Genomic DNA, 16,417 nt, shown 5'->3' with positions numbered 1-16,417 from the left:
ACCTCTACCTCAGAAGTGGAAACCGCTGGGTGGTCCGGGTCCGTGGGCGGCGCCTACGGTTCCCCCATGTCCTCGTCCTCCGGCCTCCACCAGGCCCTGTGGCAGCGGCGCTACCTGCGCGGCCCCTGGCCGTGGCGGGCGGCGCTCTACCTGCTGACCGGCACACTCGTCGGCGTCCTGGCGTTCGCCGTCCTCCTGCTGCTCGCGGTCGCGGGCGGCGCGCTCGCCGTGCTCCTCGTCGGCCTCCCGCTCCTGCTCACCCTGGCCCTCTCCGGCATCCCGCTCGCCGCCCTGGAGCGACGCAGGCTGCGGCTGGTGGACCCCCGCCGGCTCGCCCCGGTCCACGGCGAACCGGACGGCACCGGGCTCACCGCCTGGCTGCGGACCCGGCTGCGGGAGCGGGCGACCTGGCGGGAGCTGGGGTACGCGCTGCTCACCGCGGTCGTCCTGTGGCCGCTGGAAGCGGTGACCGTGGGGGCGGCGCTCACGGTGTGCGGCGGGCTGATCGCGGCGCCCGTGGTGCTGGCCGTGAGCGGCGGCGAGGAGGCCCGGGTGCTGAAGCTGTGGATCGTCCACTCCTATCCGGCCGCCTTCGGGACGCTGCTCGCCGGGCTGGTGCTGCTCCCGGTGTTCGCGTATCCGGTGGGGGTGCTGGCGGCCTGGCGCGCGACGCTGGCCCGGGCGCTGCTCGCGGACTCCGAAGCCGGGGCACGGCTGCGGGAGCTGGACCGGTCGCGCACCCGGCTGGTGGTCGCCTTCGAGGCGGAGCGGCGGCGCATCGAGCGCGATCTGCACGACGGGGCGCAGCAGCGGCTGGTGGCCCTGTCGATGACGCTCGGACTGGCCCGGCTGGAGGGCCCGCCGGAGCCGCTGGCCGGGCTGCTGGCCAAGGCGCACGGCGAGGCGGACACCGCGCTGGTGGAGATCCGGGAGCTGATCCGGGGCATCCACCCCCAGGTCCTCACCGACCGGGGGCTGGAAGCAGCCGTGGAGGACGTCGCGGACCGCTCGGTGATACCGGTCGATGTGGAGCTGGAACTGCCGGAGCGGCTGCCGGGGGCCGTGGAGAGCGGGGTGTACTTCGCGGTGTGCGAGGCGTTGGCGAACGCGGCCAGACACAGTGGGGCGGAGCGGGTCCGGGTGTCCGGGCAGGTGGCGCGCGGGCGGCTGGTGGTGGAGGTGGCGGACGACGGGCACGGCGGCGCCTCGGCCGGGGACGGGACGGGGCTCCAGGGCGTCTCCGACCGTCTCTCGGTGCTGGACGGCCGTTTGGTACTGTCCAGTCCCCCCGGCGGGCCCACGGTGTTCCGCCTGGAAGTCCCCGTACCGGGCGCGAGCGGGAGGCCCTGAGCGTGCGGATCGTACTGGCCGAGGACAGCGTGCTCCTGCGCGAAGGGCTCGTCGGTCTCCTCGAACGGTTCGGCCACCAGGTGGTGGCGGGCGCGGGGACGGCGGAAGAGCTGATCGCAGCGGTCGCCGAGCACGGCCCGGACATCGTGGTGACCGATGTCCGCATGCCGCCCGGCTTCTCCGACGAGGGCCTGCGTGCCGCGCTCGAACTGCGCGCGAAGCAGCCCGGGTTGCCGGTGCTCGTGCTCAGCCAGTACGTGCAGCGCACCTACGCGGAGGATCTGCTCGACTCGGCGGACGGGCGGGGCGTCGGCTATCTCCTCAAGGAACGCATCGGCCACGTGGAGGAGTTCGTGGACGCCCTCGCCCGGGTCGCCGCCGGGGACACCGTGGTGGACCCGGAGGTGGTCCGGCAGCTGATCCGGCACCGCCGGGACCCGCTGTCCCGGCTGAGCGCGCGCGAGCTGGAGGTGCTGGCCCTGATGGCGGAGGGCAAGTCCAACGCCTCGGTCGCGGCGGCCCTTTCGGTGAGCGAGGGCACGGTGAGCAAGCACTTCGGCTCCATCCTCGGCAAGCTGGACCTGTCCGTGGACGACACCACCAATCGCCGGGTGCTCGCGGTGCTCGCGTACCTCAGGGGCTGACCCCTCCGGACCTGCGCGCCCAGCCGGCCTCGCCGCGGCCGCCGGGCCGGACGCGGCGGCCCGCGCGCGCCCACGGGGCCGGGCGGACCACGTCGGCGGGCAGGGCCTCGGCGCGGTGGGAGGCCAAGGCGTGCAGGACGGTGAGGACGGCGGCCAGTTCCTCGGGGGTGGGGTCTCCGGACAGGAGGCGGATGGTCATGCCGGCTGGTTCCCGTGCTTGCGGTGCGGCAGGGCCACCGTCTTGGTCCGGAGCATGGCGAGACCGGCCGCGAGGACGGCCCGGGTGTGCGCGGGGTCGATGACGTCGTCCACGAGCCCGCGCTCGGCCGCGTAGTACGGATGCATGAGCTCCGCCTTGTACTCCTTGACGAGCTGCTGCCGGGTGGCCTCCGGGTCGTCCGACGCCGCGATCTGGCGGCGGAAGACGACGTTGGCGGCGCCCTCCGCGCCCATGACCGCGATCTCGTTGGCGGGCCAGGCGTAGGAGAGGTCCGCGCCGATGGACCGGGAGTCCATGACGATGTACGCGCCGCCGTACGCCTTGCGCAGGATGACCTGGATGCGGGGCACGGTCGCGTTGCAGTACGCGTACAGCAGCTTCGCGCCGTGCCGGATGATGCCGCCGTGCTCCTGGTCCACGCCGGGCAGGAAGCCGGGCACGTCGACCAGCGTGACGAGCGGGATGTTGAAGGCGTCGCAGAGCTGCACGAAGCGGGCGGCCTTCTCGGAGGCGTGGATGTCGAGCACCCCGGCCAGCACCATGGGCTGGTTGGCGACGACGCCGACCGTGCGCCCGTCGATCCGGCCGAGCGCGCAGATGACGTTGCCCGCCCAGTGCTCGTGGACCTCCATCAGGTCCTCGTCGTCCAGGAGTTCGCGGACCACCTGGCGCATGTCGTACGGGCGTTGCGGGTCGGCCGGGACCAGGTCGAGCAGGGTGTCGCCGGGGCGGTCGGCCGGGTCGTCGCAGGGCGCGGCGGGCGGTTCCTCGGTGCTGTTGGCCGGGAGCAGGGTGATCAGGTGGCGGACCTCGTCCAGGCAGGTCTCCTCGTCGTCGTACGCGAAGTGCGCGACGCCCGAGGTGCCCGCGTGGACGTCGGCGCCGCCGAGGCCGTTCTGCGTGACCTGTTCGCCGGTGACGGCCTGGATGACGTCGGGGCCGGTGATGAACATCTGGGAGGTCTCGCGGACCATGAACACGAAGTCGGTGAGCGCCGGGGAGTAGGCGGCGCCGCCCGCGCAGGGGCCGAGCATGACGCTGATCTGCGGGATGACCCCGGAGGCGCGGGTGTTGCGCTGGAAGATCCCGCCGTATCCGGCGAGCGCGGTGACGCCCTCCTGGATGCGGGCGCCCGCGCCGTCGTTGAGCGAGACGAGCGGGGCGCCGGCCGCGAGGGCCAGATCCATCACCTTGTGGATCTTCGCAGCGTGCGCCTCACCGAGCGCCCCGCCGAAGATCCGGAAGTCGTGGGCGTAGACGAAGACCGTGCGGCCCTCGACGGTGCCCCAGCCGCCGACGACGCCGTCGGTGTGCGGGCGCCGGTCCTCCAGGCCGAAGCCGGTCGCGCGGTGCCGTCGCAGCTGCTCGACCTCCTGGAAGGTGCCCGGGTCGAGCAGCAGCTCGATGCGTTCGCGGGCGGTGAGCTTGCCCTTGGCGTGCTGGCGTTCGGTGGCGGCGGCGTCCCCGGTGGCCACGGTGGCGTGCAGGCCGTTCAGTTCGGCGGTGCGGGTGCGGAGCGAGAGCACCGCGGCGGGCGCCGCGAACTCCTCCTCCAGCTCGGCCAGTGTCTGGGTTTCCACGGTTCGACTCCCTTGTCTGCTCAGCCGTTTCAGAGGCCGAGGCCGCGGTAGCGGCGCGGCCAGATGCCGTGCTTGCCGGGGGCGAGAATGCCCTCCGCGTCGAGTGCGTCCTTGATGCGTTCGCCGAGCCTGCGCACGGCGTGGTCGTTGAAGCCGTAGGTCGCGGCGACCCGGTCCATCAGCGCGGGATGGGCGCGCTGGACGCCGTAACCGGCCTCCGCCGCGCCCCGGACCAGTGCCTCGCACAGCGCCAGGGCGCGCGCCCGGTCGTCCGCGTCCCGGGTGTCGAAGACGGCGGTGACCCGGTGGTGCAGGGCCCGCGCCCCGACCGCGAAGGCGCCCAGGTAGTCCGTGCCGTGGGCGTGCGCGAGGTCCCTGGCCAGCGCGTACTGCGCGAGGGCGTCCGCGCCGGTCACCGGCGACACGGGGGTGAGGTCGAGGCGCCCCGCGTACGGCAGCCAGCCGTCGGCCTCGTCCGCCGGGCGTACGTGTCCCGCCTCGCCGCCCGCCGCCCCGGCGCGGGAGAACCGGGCGCCGGGGACGGCGGCGAGCGCGTCCCGGAGGACGGACCACTGGGCGTCGATCACGGCGGGCGCCCCGGCCAGTTCCCCGTACAGGTTCCAGCGGCCGATGCCGAGGTCCGCCATCAGCGTGCGGACGACGCTGTCCGGGACCGGCCCGGGGCCCTGGTGGTACGTGGCGCGGCTGCCGGCCGCCGCCGCGTCGAGGAGCACGCTGCGGACGGTCGGCGTGCCGGTGACGGTGCGGTCCCTGAGCAGCGGGCGCAGGGCGTCGACCAGGGGCCCGAGGCCGTCCTCGGCCGGGACGGCGACCGCGTAGGCCCGGCGCGCCGCAGGTTCGGGGCGCAGCCGCACCCCGAGCTTGGTGACGATCCCGAACGCGGACCGGGCGAACATCGCGCCGAGGGCCGGACCGCAGCCGTAGGGCGCCCAGGGCCCGGGGCCGGTCAGGGCGGCCGCCCCGGTGCGCACCACCTCCCCGTCGGCGAGCACGACCTCCATGCCGTACGGGGCCGCGTCGGCGCCCTCGTAGCCGGGGCCGCCGGTGGAGCGTTCCAGGACCTCGCCGAGGACGCTGCCCCAGCGCGGGCCTTCGAGGTCCACCCGCTGGTCCAGGCCGAGTTCAGCGATGCGCCCCGCGAGGTCGTGGAAGGTGACCCCGGGCTCCACGACCGCGTATCCGCCCGCCGGGTCCACCTCGACCACCCGGTTCATCCGGGCGAGGTCGACCGCGACCGCGCCCGGGAGCCGGGGTGCCGGGCCGCCGAAGCTGGGGTCCCGACCGGGCAGCACCGGCGAGAGCGGCACCCCGAACGCCCCGGCGATGCGCACCACCGCCCGTACGTCCTCGACGGTGGCGGGCATCAGGGCGGCGGAGGCCCCGAAGTGGCCCTCTTCCAGGACGGGTTGGGGGTCGGTGTAGCCGGGGAGGCCGACCGCGCCCTCGGTCAGGACCCACCGCGGGCCCAGAGCCACCCGGAAGGCGGCCAGGGCCCGGGTGAAGTCCCGGCCGTCCACCCCGGGCGGGAGCCGGCGGACCTTCACGGCGTGCCTGCCCCGATCCGGACCGGGGACCGCTCCGAGGGCACGAACGCCTGGACGTCGATGCGCTCCCAGACCCCGGAGACGGCGAACGGGTCACCGGTGGCGAACTCCTCCGCCTCCTCCCGGGTGGCGGCCTCGACCACGATCAGGCTGCCGACCGCGGTGGTGCCGTCGGCGGCCGTCAACGGCCCGTACAGCACGGGTCGTACGCTCGCCTCCCGCAGCCGCGCCGAGTGGGCCGGGCGCTGGGCGGCGCGCAGCTCCGCGGTGTCCGGTGCGTCCAGGCAGTGGATCGCCCACAACATGTCCTTCTCCTTCCGTCGGTCGTGCGGGGGGCCCGCTCAGGCGGCGCGTTCGGCGCTGATGGCGGGGGCCGACTGCTCGCGGAGCCGGGTCAGTTCGCTGACGACGGCCTGGCGGGCGGCGAGCTTCTCCTGCTTGACGGAGAACCGCTCGGGGATGACCCGGTACTCGGCCTCGACCACGCTGGCGAGCTTCTCGCCGTGGTGGAAGCCGATCCGGCACCGGAAGACCGAGCCGACCGGACTGCGGGTGTGTTCGAGCAACTCGTACTGGGCGGTGGCGGGCAGCGGGAAGACGAAGCTGTGGAACTCGGAGTTGACCGAGCCGATCACGAAGCGGGTCTTCTCCGGGCCGGTGACGAAGAACTGCTCGGTGACGACCGTCCACATCTGGCGGGCCGCTTCCAGCAGGGTGATGGCCGGAATGTGCTGCCCGGTGAGGTGGTCCTCCAGGACCTCGACGCGCTCGTCGATGACGAGATCGGCGACGAAGCGCTTCTCACCGGTCTGGCCGACCGGGCCGATCAGGACGTTCTTGGCGTCGTGCTTGTGGGTGAGCCGCTGGTCGGCCGGTTCCGGGACCCCGCCCTTGCCCAGCGAGACGGCCGGTCCGTGCGCCTCGGCCAGGGCGCGTATCTCGGCGAGCTGGCCGGCGCTGAGGCCCTGGCCGATGCTCACCGACAGGCTCTCGGCCAGCTCCCCGGCACGCAGCCGGGCGATCAGCTCGGAGACGGGGACGGTCCCCCGGTTGGCGAGGAAGTCCTCGAAACGGTCCCCGACGGCGATGAGTGCTTCGTGCGACATGTCGATCCCTCCAGGATGTGGGGCTGGTGCGGGCGGGTGCGGTGCGTTTCAGACGGCGGTGGCCGCCAGCTGCTCGACGGTGCGGACGTACGCGTCGGACAGGGCGCCGACCGTGCGGACGTCGGAGATGACGTACTCCTCCTCGAAGGGGTCGACGCCGAGCTCCATCTCCAGCTGGATGACGAGGCGGGCCAGCAGCAGGGAGTTGAGCCCCAGCTCGTGCAGGAACTCCGAGCCGGTGAGCGTGGGGTGCGTCGGGCGCTCGGCCTCGGCGAGCAGGGCGTTGATCTCCTGGTGGACCAGGGCGGTGATGTCGGCTGCGATCAGCATGTGATTCCTCCGTCTACGACGATCGACTGTCCGGTGATGAATGAAGAGGCGGGCGAAATGAGATAGAGAACGGCGTCGGCGATTTCGTTCATGGTGCCGAGCCGGCCGAGCGGGGTGCGGCGCTGAATGCGTTCCCGGTTCTTCTCGGTGACTTCCTCGGTCATGTCACTGTCGAAGAATCCGGGCACCAGCGAATTCACCCGGATGTTGAAGGCCCCGAGTTCCCGGGCCAGGCTGCGGCTGAATCCGTCGAGCCCGGCCTTGGTGGCGGCGTAGACCGCCACGCCCCGGTAGCCGCGGATGGCGTTGATGGACGAGATGTTGAGGATCTGGCCGCCGCCCTGGCGCGTCATCGCGCGGGCGCACGCCTGGGCGAGGGTGATCGGGGCGAGCAGATTGCTCGCGATCAGCGTCTCGGTCTGCTTGCGGGAGGTGGTGAGGAAGAGTTCCTGGTGGAGCACGGCCGCGTTGTTGACGAGCAGGTCGACCCGGCCGAAGCGGCGGACCACCGTGCGGACGACCCCGCGCAGCGCGTCCGGGTCCCCGAGGTCGGCGGCCTCCCAGAGGAAGCGGTCGCCCCGCTCGGCCTGGAGGTCCTTGACGAAGTCGTTGGCCGACCGGCTGAAGGTCGCGACCCGCCACCCCTCGGCGAGCAGCCGCTCGACCAGGAGCCGGCCGAGCCCGCGGCTGCCGCCGCTGACCAGGGCGACCCGGTCCTCCCCGGGGGCCTCCTGGGCCTCCCCGGCGCTCATGCCGCGCTCCGGATCTTCTTGTACCGCTCCGAGTGCTGCGGGGCGGCGGAGACCTCCACGAGCACCGGGACCTTGTACGCCTCCAGGCGCCGGCCGCAGTACTCGCGGACCCTGCGGGTGACGGAGCGCCGGTCCTCGTCCTCGACCAGCTGCACGGTGGCCTTGACGACCATGCCGGTGACCGGGCTCGGGCGGCCGCTGACGGTGGCCTCCGCGATGTTCTCGACCTCCAGCAGGACGCTCTCGACCTCGCTGGGGTAGACCTTCTCGCCGCCGACGTTGATGATCTCGGAGTTGCGGCCCAGGATGCGCACCCAGTCGCCGTCGACCTCGACCACGTCCTGGGTGTTGAAGAACCCGTCCTCGTCGAAGGGCGCGGGCGCGTTGAGGTAGCCGAGCATGGCCATCTCGGAGCGGATCCACAGGATGTTGTCGATGATCCGGTGCTCGAATCCGGCCGTGCCGAGCTTCACCCACAGGGTGTCGTCGCCGCGCGACCGGGTCGGCAGGATGCCCAGCTCGGACAGCCCGTACGTCTGCTTGAGCCGGACGCCCGGCAGCGCCTCGCCGAGCCGCCGCAGCGTCTGGAGCGGCATGGGCTCGGTGCCGTACGTGACGAGCTTCAGCGAGTCCGTGGCGTACCGCTCGTGGGCGCCGGAGATCAGCACCATGTTCAGGAAGGTGGGCGTGGTCGGCAGGATCTGCACCCGGTGCTCGGCGATCGCCGCGAAGACGGCCTCCGGGGTGCGCTCCGCGACGGTCACCACGGTGCCGCCCTGGCTGAGCGTGTGCAGCAGGGTGTTGACGCCGCCGATGTGGTCCAGGCTGAGGAAGGACAGGATGCGCGAGGGGCGGGTCGGCTCGCCGTAGCGGGCCAGGACCTTGTCGAAGTCGAGCACGGACGCCTTGCTGCGGCCGGTGGTGCCCGAGCTGAACAGCACCAGGCCGGGCCGGCCGGCGTCCCGCAGCTCGCCGTAGAGGGCGTGGTCCGCGCGGCGGCCGGTGCGCTCGCAGCGGTGCACGCCGCCCTCGTCCACCCGGACGACGACCTCGACCTCGGCCACGTCCAGGAACTCGGCGCGCTTGGCGGCGGGCAGGACGGTGAGCGGGACGACGACGACCCCGCGCTCGATGAGCGCCAGCAGACCGGCGCACGCCTGCGGGGAGTACGCCCCCTCCAGCGTCACGACCTCGCCGGGGCGGACCTGGTGGCGGTCGAGGAAGCCGCGCCACTCGTCCACGAGCCTCAGCAGGTCCTCGTAGCGGTAACTGCGGCCCTCGAAGGCGACGGCCTCGGAATCCCGGAAGGATTCCAGTCGGGCCAGAAAAGGGTGAGGCATTGCTTTCTCCTGGATTTCGAAGGATTTCGGATCTCGATGACTCGAAGCTAGTACGCGGCAATTCGCCGCTCAATATGGCTTTTATGAGCCCTCGTACGGGGCGGTCGTGCGGGGTGGCCATTCGGTGCGCCCCTTCGGGCAGGGGTACGGGGTAGCCGAAAGGGCATGTAGCGGAAGAGGCATCGACGGCGCATGCTCGGAGGCGTAACGCACGACTGCCGTGACCTGTCCTGGGATGGCAGCGGGCCGCCGAATCCGGCCGGCCCCGGTGCGCCGGTTCTCCGGCGCGTTCGCCCCCAGGAGCAGAAGTGATCCAGCAGATCCTGCCGTCCGCCGTCGCCTGCGCCGACACCACCGCCGACCTGCCGGGAGCCCAAGTCCTGCCGGAGGAGGAGCCGTTGCTCGCGAAGTGCGTGGAGCAGCGGCGCCGGGAGTTCACCACCACCCGGCACTGCGCCCGCCGCGCCATGTCGGCGCTCGGGGTCGCCCCCGCCCCGGTCCTCCCGGGCGCCAAGGGCGAACCGCGCTGGCCGGCCGGGGTGACCGGCAGCATGACCCACTGCGACGGCTACCGGGCGGCGGCGCTGACCCGCAGCGACCGGTTCCACAGCGTCGGGATCGACGCGGAGCGCCACGCGCCCCTGGAGGAGCGGATGGTGCGGCACATCTCCGTGGACGCCGAGCGCGAGCACCTGGCCGCGCTGGCCCGGGCCAGGCCCGAAGTGCACTGGCCCACGGTGATGTTCAGCGCGAAGGAGGCCGTCTACAAGACGTGGTTCCCGCTCACCGGGCGCTGGCTCGGCTTCCGGGACGCCCGGCTCGCGTTCGACCCGGAGGCGGGCACCTTCCGGGCCCGGCTGATGGTGCCGGGGCCGGTGGTGGACGGCGCCCGCCTGGGCTGGTTCACCGGCCACTGGGCGGTGCGCGAGGGGCTGGTGCTCACCGCGATCGCGCTGCGGCGGGGGCGGTGAGGGCGGCGGTGAGCGTGGACCGGTCCGCGAGGCCCGTCAGCTCCGCCGCCGCCCAGGCGCCCGCCGTACGCAACTGGCCCGGGGCCGACGGGAGGACCGGCCAGTCGAGGCGCTGGGCGTGCTCCATCAGGACCCGGTCGGTGCCGCCGACGACCACGGGGCGGCCGACCGCGAGGAGCATGTCCAGGTCGCTCGCGTGGTCCCCGTAACAGCTCGACTCCCCGGCGTCCAGGCCGAGTCGGGCGAGGGTCTCGCGGACCGCGTCGGCCTTCACGGAGCCGATCATCGGGCGCTCCACCTCACCGGTGAGCAGTCCGTCGGGGCCGACGACCGGCTCCGAGCAGAGGATGAGGTCGGCGCCCAGGTCCTCGGCGAGCGGGTCCAGGCAGCCCCGGAACGAGCCGGAGACCAGCACCACCAGGTCCCCCGCCTCCCGGTGCCGGCTCGCGGCGGCCCAGGTGGCGACGGTGACGGCGGCGGGCCCGCGCCGGTACTCCTCGTACCACTCCCGCCCGGCGGTGCGCAGCTCCTCCATCGGGACCCCGGCGAACCGGCGGTAGTAGCGGCGGTTGATCTCCGAGCGGTGCACGCCGGAGGCGGCGGCCTCGCGGACGCCCGCCATCACGGCGGCGTGCCCTGAGCCGTCGTCGCCGTGGCGGGCCATCCAGAACCGCAGGAAGTGGAACATGCTCTTGGTGTTGATCAGCGTCTCGTCGACGTCGAAGAAGGCGGCGCGGGTGGCGTGCGCGGGATTCGTCATGTCGTTCACCAGCCGGTTCCGTAGGGGGAGGCCGGCGCGTGGGCGGCGGCCTGCGGGGCGGGGCCGCACAGGCCCTCGCGCAGGGCGCGGGCGGCGGCGAGCGTGCGGTTGGGGCAGTTGAGCTTGGCCAGGATGTTGGCGACCAGCCGCTTCGCGCCGTGCTCGGAGATCCGCAGCCGGCGCCCGATCTGCTTGTTGCTGAGGCCGTCCACGACGAGCGTCAGGGCCTCGCGTTCGCGCGGCGTGAGCCGGGGCGCGGCCGGGACCTCGCGGGCGCCGCGCCCGGCGAGTTCGAGGAGGGGCCGGGTCAGGGCGGCCGGTATGCGCGCCTCGCCCGCCCGCATCGCGCCCAGCACGTCGCCGAGGGCCGCCGCGTCGAGGCCGTCGGAGAACAGCAGCGAGGCGCCCGCCACGGAGGCGACCCGGTCGAGGTCGAAGGACCGGGTGTCCGGCAGCAGCAGGAGCACCCGCACGCCGTACGCGGCGACGCGGTGCAGCACGGAGTCGCCGTCCAGGTCGGCCGGCTCCGGCACGATGAGCAGCACATCGGTCGCCGGGTCGCCGACCGCGTCCACGGCCGCCGAAAGCTCCGGAAAGGCGCGGCAGCTCCCGACCGCGTCCACGGCACCGAGCATGCGCTCCAGGCCGTAGCGCTGAAGGTCGTCGCGGACGGAGAGGATGACATCGGTCGCCTGCTGCGGGACCAGCGGCGAGGTGGAACGTACCGGCGGAGCGGCGACTGCGAGAGCCGCGCGGTTCTGCGACATTGCCCTTACCCCCAGGGGTCCTTGTCGGTGACCGCTGGGGCCACCCGTATGCAAGGAACGCTAGACGCGCGAAGGGCCGCGGAGGCCGTCACTGCCTCCTAGTCCGGGTGGCCGCGGACCGAAAGTAGTAGCCGGATACCTCGGGGGTATCCGGCCGCTGGGGGGCTGCTCCTCAAGCCGCCGGGGCCGCGAGCGGGACGTCGGAGAGGGCCTGGCGGGCGAAGGCCACGACGTGGGCGCGCAGGTCGAGGCCGCCGGCCGCCTCCGCGTCGGGGCCGATGATCAGGCGGGCCAGCTGCGGCACCGCATTCGGCCAGGCGGCGAGCCCGATCAGGCTCAGCAGACAGGCCGCGACCTGCGGCGACGCCTCGGTCCCGAAGCTCTCCGCGAGGGCGGCGATCTTCTCCTCGTAGTGGCTGCGGCGGCCCTCCTCGTTGGGCAGGACGCCGTCGCGGTAGTGCAGGCCCTCCCAGAAGAAGAGCCGGACGAGGACCGGGTTGTCACGGTGGAAGTCGTACACCCGGCCCACGTACTCGGCGGGGTCGTCGCCGCCCTTCAGCGGGACGGCCGCGGCCAGCTCGTCCAGCGCGCGTCCCACGACGGCGTCGAACAGCTTCTGCTTGTTGCCGAAGTAGCCGTAGATCCGTTCCTTGTTCACGCCGGCCAGCTCCGCGATGCGGTCGACGCGCGCCCCGGCAATGCCGTGAGCTGCGAATTCCTCCTTCGCCGCAGCGAGGAGCCGTTCCTTGGTGTGGGTCGTGTCCGAGGTCATGCCACCAGCGTAGAACGGCTTCCCGCAGATGCCAACCAACTGGATGGTTGACATCCAACTAGTTGGTTGGCAGAGTGGAACACGTCGCCGAGGGCAGCACCACCGCCCAGGCCCCAGGACAGGACCAGCGACAGCACTGCCCGTACCGCCTTCCGTACGCACCGCACACCTACCTGGATGGGACTTCTCATGACCACCGTCGCCCGCCCCGCCGCCGCTTCCGCCACCTCCGCCGCCGACCGGAATCAGCCCCGCTCCGCCGCCCCGGCCCAGCCGGCCGCGCTGCCCTCCGTCCACATGCGTGCCCTGCTCACCTGGATCGCGGTCTTCTCCGCCCTGACCGTGGTGCAGCTGCTCGTCGGCCCGTACGTCAAGGGCTTCCCGATGCTTCTGCGCACCCTGGTGATCACCGGGATCGTCGTGCCGGCGGTCGTGTACACGCTGGTGCCGAACCTCCTGAAGGTCCGCGCCGCCGTCCTGCGCCGCCGCGGCTGAGCCGTGCGGCAATGGCTGATTCCAGCCATCACCGCCACGCAGTCCGCAAATCGGCTTATCCTGCACCGGTTCAGCGCTAGAGAAGCAGTTGAGCACCGGGGGAGGAGAGCGTGATGAGAGAACCGGCGCAGAGCCGCCTCGGCAGCCGCCAGGGCGGCCCGCCCGTGAAACGCTTCAGGGCGTACGAGGACGAGGTCATCGCCCTCTACCACGCCCGGCTCCGCGGGATCAGCAGTCCGCTCGCCGCCGACGACGAGGTCTGGGCGCAGTGCGAGTTACAGGGCCGCCGGGTCTTCCGTGACTGCGCCGACAGCCTGGAGGCCGGCCTGACGGAGGTCTCCGACAGCCACATCGCCGAGGTCGTGGACCTCGGCAGCGCCCGGGTCCAGCAGGGCGTCCACCTCACGCACTCGGTGCGGGCCGGGGTGATCCTCTTCGACACCGTCCTGGAACGCCTGCTGGAGTGCACCGTGGGCGTCGAGGGCGCCGACCGGGCCTACGCGGCCGCCATCCGGGCCCTGCAGCAGGGCATCGGCAGGCGCCTGGAGGTCGGCTCGATCGCGTACGACTCGTTCATGCTCGCCCGGGTCCGCGAGGTGCACGACAAGGGCCACCGCAAGCTGGCCCGCGAGATCCACGACCAGATCGGCAACTCCCTCAGCCTCGCCATGCGCCAGCTGGAGCTGTACGAGCTCCAGGTGGCCCGGCAGAACGCCGATGTGCCCAAGGAGGTGCGGGCCGCCCAGGACGCCATCCTGGAGACCCTCGCGCACACCCGGGAACTGGTCACCGAACTGCGCCGCCCCGCCATCACGGGCTGCCTGGAGGCGGCGCTCGCCGACTTCGTCGCCTCCATGGGGGACGAGGGCGTCCCCGTACAGCTGTGGGTGCGGGGCCTGGACGAGTGGATTCCGGCGCCCGTGGCGGAGGAGGTCTTCGTCATGGTCCGCGAGTGCCTGCGCAACGCCTTCCGGCACGCGGAGGCGGGCAACATCGTCGTCCACATCGACATCGCCCCGCACGAGATCCAGAGCGAGATCATCGACGACGGCCTCGGCTTCGACGTGGAGCAGGTCCTCGCCGGGGACCGCACCAACGGCCTCACCGGCCTCCAGGAACGCACCGACCTGCTCGGCGGCACCCTGCACATCGGCTCGTCGGCCGGGCGGGGCACGCACGTCACCATGTGGATACCGATCAAGGAGGACCGGGCTCTCCGATGAACGAGACCGCCCCCGAATCCGTCCGCATCCTCGTCGCCGACGACCACACGCTGCTGCGCGAGGCCCTGTGCGACCTGCTGCGCTCCGAGCCCGGCTTCGAGATCGTGGCCCAGGCCGGCAACGGCGAGGACGCGATCCGGCTCGCCGCCGCGCACCGCCCCGACGTCGTCCTGCTCGACATCGAGATGCCGCGCAACGACCCCCCGGCCACCGTCCGCAGACTGCTCCAGGGCGATCCGGGCCTCCGGATCATCGTGCTGAGCATGTACGACGGCCAGCAGCTGGTGCAGGAGCTGCTGCAGCTCGGCATCAGCGGCTATCTGCACAAGAGCACCGGCCGCGAGACCCTGATCTCCGCCGTCCGCTCCCGCGAGGGCGGCGAGCTGCGCACCGTGACCGTCTCCGTCTCGCCCGACAGCCTGCGCGCCCCGCAGCCCGCACCCGACGGCGCGGGCGGCCTCTCCGAACGCGAGGCGGAGGTACTGGCCCTGGTGGCCCAGGCCATGAGCAACCGTCAGATCGCGGTGAAGCTCGGCATCGCCGAGGGGACCATCAAGCGGCACATGCGGAACATCTTCACCAAGCTCGACGCCGTCTCCCGCATCGACGCCGTGAACAAGGCCGTGGAGCGCGGCCTGCTCCCCCAGCCCGAACAGCCCCGCCGCCGCTTCTGAGAACGGCTCGGCCCCGCACACGAGGCGTGTGCGGGGCGGGTGCGGACGGCAGGGTCAGGCGGTGACGAACAGCCCGGCGAACAGGGTGAGATGGACCAGGTGCTGCGTCACCATGAAGGCGCGGTACGGGGTACGGCCCCGGGCCGCGTCGCCCCGCGTCGACCAGCAGAGCACCGCCACCACCAGGGACCCGCCCGCCAGGACCGCGGCCGCCGGGCCCAGCAGCGTCGGCCAGCCGGTCAGCGCGGCGGCCAGGAAACCCCCGCCGGTCAGGAGGGCGCCCGCCCCGCCCACCAGCCGGGCGGTGGTGTCGCCCCAGGCGGTCACCGACGTACGGCGGCCGGCCGCGGCGTCGCCCCGGACGTGCGAGAAGTCCTTGGTCACGGCGCCCACCGCGCACATCCACAGCGACATCGCGGCGGCCAGGACGAGCATCGCGCCCGGCGGCCTGCCCTCCCCCGCGGCCGTCCAGCCCGCCGCGTACGTCAGCAGGCCCATCAGCAGGACGGACCCCGAGGTGCCGGCGGCGCTGCGCTTGAGCTGGAAGGGCGCCGCGGAGTAGGCGTAACCGAGGAAGAGGAACGCCAGCACGAACGTGATCAGCAGGATGTTGTTGCAGGCCAGCGCGATGATGACCGATCCGGCCGCGGAGAGCCAGGTCAGCCGGGCGGCCGCCGTCGGCGAGAGGTCGCCCCGGGCGATCGGCCGCCCGGTCCGGTTCAGCCGGTCCTCCTGGACGTCCGACACCCCGTTGATGCCGTACGTGAAGAGGGTCGCCAGGACCCAGCTGACCGCCGGGGCGACCAGCCCGGGCGCCGCCCCCGCGAGCCCGCCCCCGGCGGTGACCGCGGCCGCGGCCAGGAAACGCATCAGAAAGACGATCTGCACGCTGACGCGCGCCTCTTCGAGGAAGAGGACGGCGGCGCGTGCCGTACCTGCGATCCGCAGGGTGGAAGTCGGTGTCCCGGAATTGATCTGTGCGGTGTATGCCCCCATGACCAGGGACATTAATGACGGGCCCCGGACACACACATGCCCCATCGGCGGGCGTTCCGATACCCCTTTTGGGGAAGGGGCCGTATCGGAAGGACCGCCGACGGGGCAGTGGAGTCAAGCAAGTTGACGTGGCGTCAGTTCTCTCGCTGGGCGCCCGTCACCGAGGGCAGGTTGACCAGCAGGGCGGCGAGCAGGCCGATGATGAGGCCGGTGAAGTGGACCTGCTGGGCGGCGCCGATGTAGATCCAGTAGCCGAAGAACATGCCGCCCGAGAGGAACAGCAGGAACAGCCCGGCGAAGGCGCCCAGCGCGATGTTGGCGCGCTGCGTCACCACGATCCCGGTCTCCAGACCGCGCGCCCTGCGCCACAGCCCGTACGCCGCCCGGGCCAGCAGGGCCACGATCAGCAGCTCGTAGACGATGACGCCGATCAGCGCGGGCGTGGCCATGGACTCGGGCATCGCGCGCCACTCCAGGCCGTTGCCCCGTATCGGGTCCTTCACCAGGTCGCGCATGGTCAGCATCGAGGCGATGAGCGCCTTGTTGGTGCCGAAGTCGTTGAGGTTGTTGAGCGTGACGAGGCCCAGCCACAGGGTGAGCCCGCTCATCAGGAACGCGTTGAGCGCGGCGAGCCGGGAGCGGACGGCGAGGTCCGGCCGGCCGGTGGCCCGCGGGCCCGTCGTGTCCTGCGTCGCGGTGGGCCGGTCGGCGGTCAGTGCCATGGGAGGACTCCTCGGAGCAGAAGGGAAGGGGAGCGGTGCGATGCCTTCAGCCTGCCGCTCCCGCCGCCGCCCCGGCAGCTCCCTCTTCGGGCTGCCCGGCCCGGCATGGTCCGTGGGCCTGCCCGTCCGTACTGCCCGTACGGGCCCCTC

The 16,417-nt window shown here is 72.8% G+C and carries 19 protein-coding genes; 6 read left to right on the top strand and 13 right to left on the bottom strand.

Annotated features, from left to right (window positions below):
* Positions 1-66: 66 nt before the first annotated feature.
* Both AMK18_RS22280 and AMK18_RS22275 read left to right on the top strand, forming a co-directional pair.
* Positions 67-1,350 carry a sensor histidine kinase gene (locus AMK18_RS22280; RefSeq protein WP_241836622.1) on the top strand — a complete coding sequence of 428 codons (1,284 nt, stop codon included), beginning with the start codon at positions 67-69 and terminating at the stop codon, positions 1,348-1,350.
* A gap of 2 nt (positions 1,351-1,352) precedes the next feature.
* Positions 1,353-1,994 (top strand): response regulator transcription factor, encoded by a 642-nt coding sequence (locus tag AMK18_RS22275; RefSeq protein ID WP_018102216.1) that lies wholly within the window; start codon positions 1,353-1,355, stop codon positions 1,992-1,994.
* On the opposite strand, the gene AMK18_RS22270 is transcribed toward AMK18_RS22275, so the two are convergent.
* Genes AMK18_RS22270 through AMK18_RS22235 form a run of 8 tightly spaced genes read right to left on the bottom strand, consistent with a single transcriptional unit; the run spans position 1,984 to position 8,887 of the window.
* A complete protein-coding gene (locus AMK18_RS22270) occupies positions 1,984-2,193 on the bottom strand; it encodes an acyl-CoA carboxylase epsilon subunit (RefSeq protein WP_018102215.1) in 210 nt (69 codons plus the stop codon). The genes AMK18_RS22275 and AMK18_RS22270 overlap by 11 nt on opposite strands.
* Positions 2,190-3,770, bottom strand: a complete 1,581-nt coding sequence (locus AMK18_RS22265) for an acyl-CoA carboxylase subunit beta (RefSeq protein WP_073864230.1) — start codon at positions 3,768-3,770, stop codon at positions 2,190-2,192. Before AMK18_RS22265 ends, AMK18_RS22270 begins: the two co-directional genes overlap by 4 nt.
* Positions 3,771-3,823: 53 nt before the next feature.
* Positions 3,824-5,359: an FAD-binding oxidoreductase gene (locus AMK18_RS22260; RefSeq protein WP_073864127.1), complete on the bottom strand. Its 1,536-nt coding sequence runs from the start codon at positions 5,357-5,359 to the stop codon at positions 3,824-3,826.
* Positions 5,356-5,664 carry a YciI family protein gene (locus AMK18_RS22255; protein WP_018102212.1) on the bottom strand — a complete coding sequence of 103 codons (309 nt, stop codon included), beginning with the start codon at positions 5,662-5,664 and terminating at the stop codon, positions 5,356-5,358. The genes AMK18_RS22260 and AMK18_RS22255 overlap by 4 nt, the downstream gene beginning before the upstream one ends.
* 36 nt (positions 5,665-5,700) lie before the next feature.
* Positions 5,701-6,465 (bottom strand): AfsA-related hotdog domain-containing protein, encoded by a 765-nt coding sequence (locus tag AMK18_RS22250; protein ID WP_018102211.1) that lies wholly within the window; start codon positions 6,463-6,465, stop codon positions 5,701-5,703.
* Positions 6,466-6,513: 48 nt separating this feature from the next.
* Positions 6,514-6,795, bottom strand: a complete 282-nt coding sequence (locus tag AMK18_RS22245; RefSeq protein ID WP_018102210.1) for a phosphopantetheine-binding protein — start codon at positions 6,793-6,795, stop codon at positions 6,514-6,516.
* A complete protein-coding gene (locus tag AMK18_RS22240; RefSeq protein WP_073864126.1) occupies positions 6,789-7,547 on the bottom strand; it encodes an SDR family NAD(P)-dependent oxidoreductase in 759 nt (252 codons plus the stop codon). The genes AMK18_RS22245 and AMK18_RS22240 overlap by 7 nt, the downstream gene beginning before the upstream one ends.
* The gene (locus AMK18_RS22235) at positions 7,544-8,887 is read right to left on the bottom strand and encodes an ANL family adenylate-forming protein (RefSeq protein ID WP_018102208.1); all 1,344 of its coding nucleotides are present in this window, start codon (positions 8,885-8,887) and stop codon (positions 7,544-7,546) included. Before AMK18_RS22235 ends, AMK18_RS22240 begins: the two co-directional genes overlap by 4 nt.
* A 308-nt stretch (positions 8,888-9,195) precedes the next feature.
* On the opposite strand from AMK18_RS22235, the gene AMK18_RS22230 reads away from it, so the two are divergent.
* On the top strand, positions 9,196-9,858 hold the full coding sequence (locus tag AMK18_RS22230; protein ID WP_073864124.1) for a 4'-phosphopantetheinyl transferase family protein: 663 nt from the start codon (positions 9,196-9,198) through the stop codon (positions 9,856-9,858).
* On the opposite strand, the gene AMK18_RS22225 is transcribed toward AMK18_RS22230, so the two are convergent.
* The 3 genes from AMK18_RS22225 to AMK18_RS22215 form a co-directional block, all read right to left on the bottom strand.
* Positions 9,827-10,618 (bottom strand): HAD family hydrolase, encoded by a 792-nt coding sequence (locus AMK18_RS22225; protein ID WP_073864228.1) that lies wholly within the window; start codon positions 10,616-10,618, stop codon positions 9,827-9,829. The genes AMK18_RS22230 and AMK18_RS22225 overlap by 32 nt on opposite strands.
* Before the next feature lie 5 nt (positions 10,619-10,623).
* Positions 10,624-11,385, bottom strand: coding sequence for a helix-turn-helix transcriptional regulator (locus AMK18_RS22220; RefSeq protein ID WP_073864122.1), 762 nt, complete (start codon positions 11,383-11,385; stop codon positions 10,624-10,626).
* A gap of 172 nt (positions 11,386-11,557) precedes the next feature.
* Positions 11,558-12,157, bottom strand: a complete 600-nt coding sequence (locus tag AMK18_RS22215) for a TetR family transcriptional regulator (RefSeq protein ID WP_018102204.1) — start codon at positions 12,155-12,157, stop codon at positions 11,558-11,560.
* Between the two features lie 177 nt (positions 12,158-12,334).
* Here AMK18_RS22215 and AMK18_RS22210 point away from each other — a divergent pair, with 177 nt between their 5' ends.
* The 3 genes from AMK18_RS22210 to AMK18_RS22200 all read left to right on the top strand — a co-directional run bounded on the left by AMK18_RS22210 (position 12,335) and on the right by AMK18_RS22200 (position 14,549).
* Positions 12,335-12,652, top strand: coding sequence for a hypothetical protein (locus AMK18_RS22210; RefSeq protein WP_234011806.1), 318 nt, complete (start codon positions 12,335-12,337; stop codon positions 12,650-12,652).
* 113 nt (positions 12,653-12,765) lie between these two features.
* Positions 12,766-13,875 carry a sensor histidine kinase gene (locus tag AMK18_RS22205; protein ID WP_018102202.1) on the top strand — a complete coding sequence of 370 codons (1,110 nt, stop codon included), beginning with the start codon at positions 12,766-12,768 and terminating at the stop codon, positions 13,873-13,875.
* Entirely contained in the window at positions 13,872-14,549 is a 678-nt protein-coding gene (locus AMK18_RS22200; protein ID WP_018102201.1) for a response regulator, read from the top strand. Before AMK18_RS22205 ends, AMK18_RS22200 begins: the two co-directional genes overlap by 4 nt.
* 54 nt (positions 14,550-14,603) lie before the next feature.
* Here the strand turns inward: AMK18_RS22200 and AMK18_RS22195 are convergent, their stop codons facing one another.
* Together AMK18_RS22195 and AMK18_RS22190 are read right to left on the bottom strand one after the other, a co-directional pair.
* Positions 14,604-15,545 (bottom strand): UbiA family prenyltransferase, encoded by a 942-nt coding sequence (locus AMK18_RS22195; RefSeq protein ID WP_241836621.1) that lies wholly within the window; start codon positions 15,543-15,545, stop codon positions 14,604-14,606.
* A gap of 134 nt (positions 15,546-15,679) precedes the next feature.
* Positions 15,680-16,267, bottom strand: coding sequence for a DUF2165 family protein (locus AMK18_RS22190; RefSeq protein WP_018102199.1), 588 nt, complete (start codon positions 16,265-16,267; stop codon positions 15,680-15,682).
* Between the last annotated feature and the right edge of the window lie 150 nt (positions 16,268-16,417).

The sequence above is a fragment of the Streptomyces sp. CB01249 genome (assembly GCF_001905735.1).
Taxonomy (GTDB): domain Bacteria; phylum Actinomycetota; class Actinomycetes; order Streptomycetales; family Streptomycetaceae; genus Streptomyces.
This window is presented reverse-complemented; position numbering and strand designations above follow the sequence as displayed.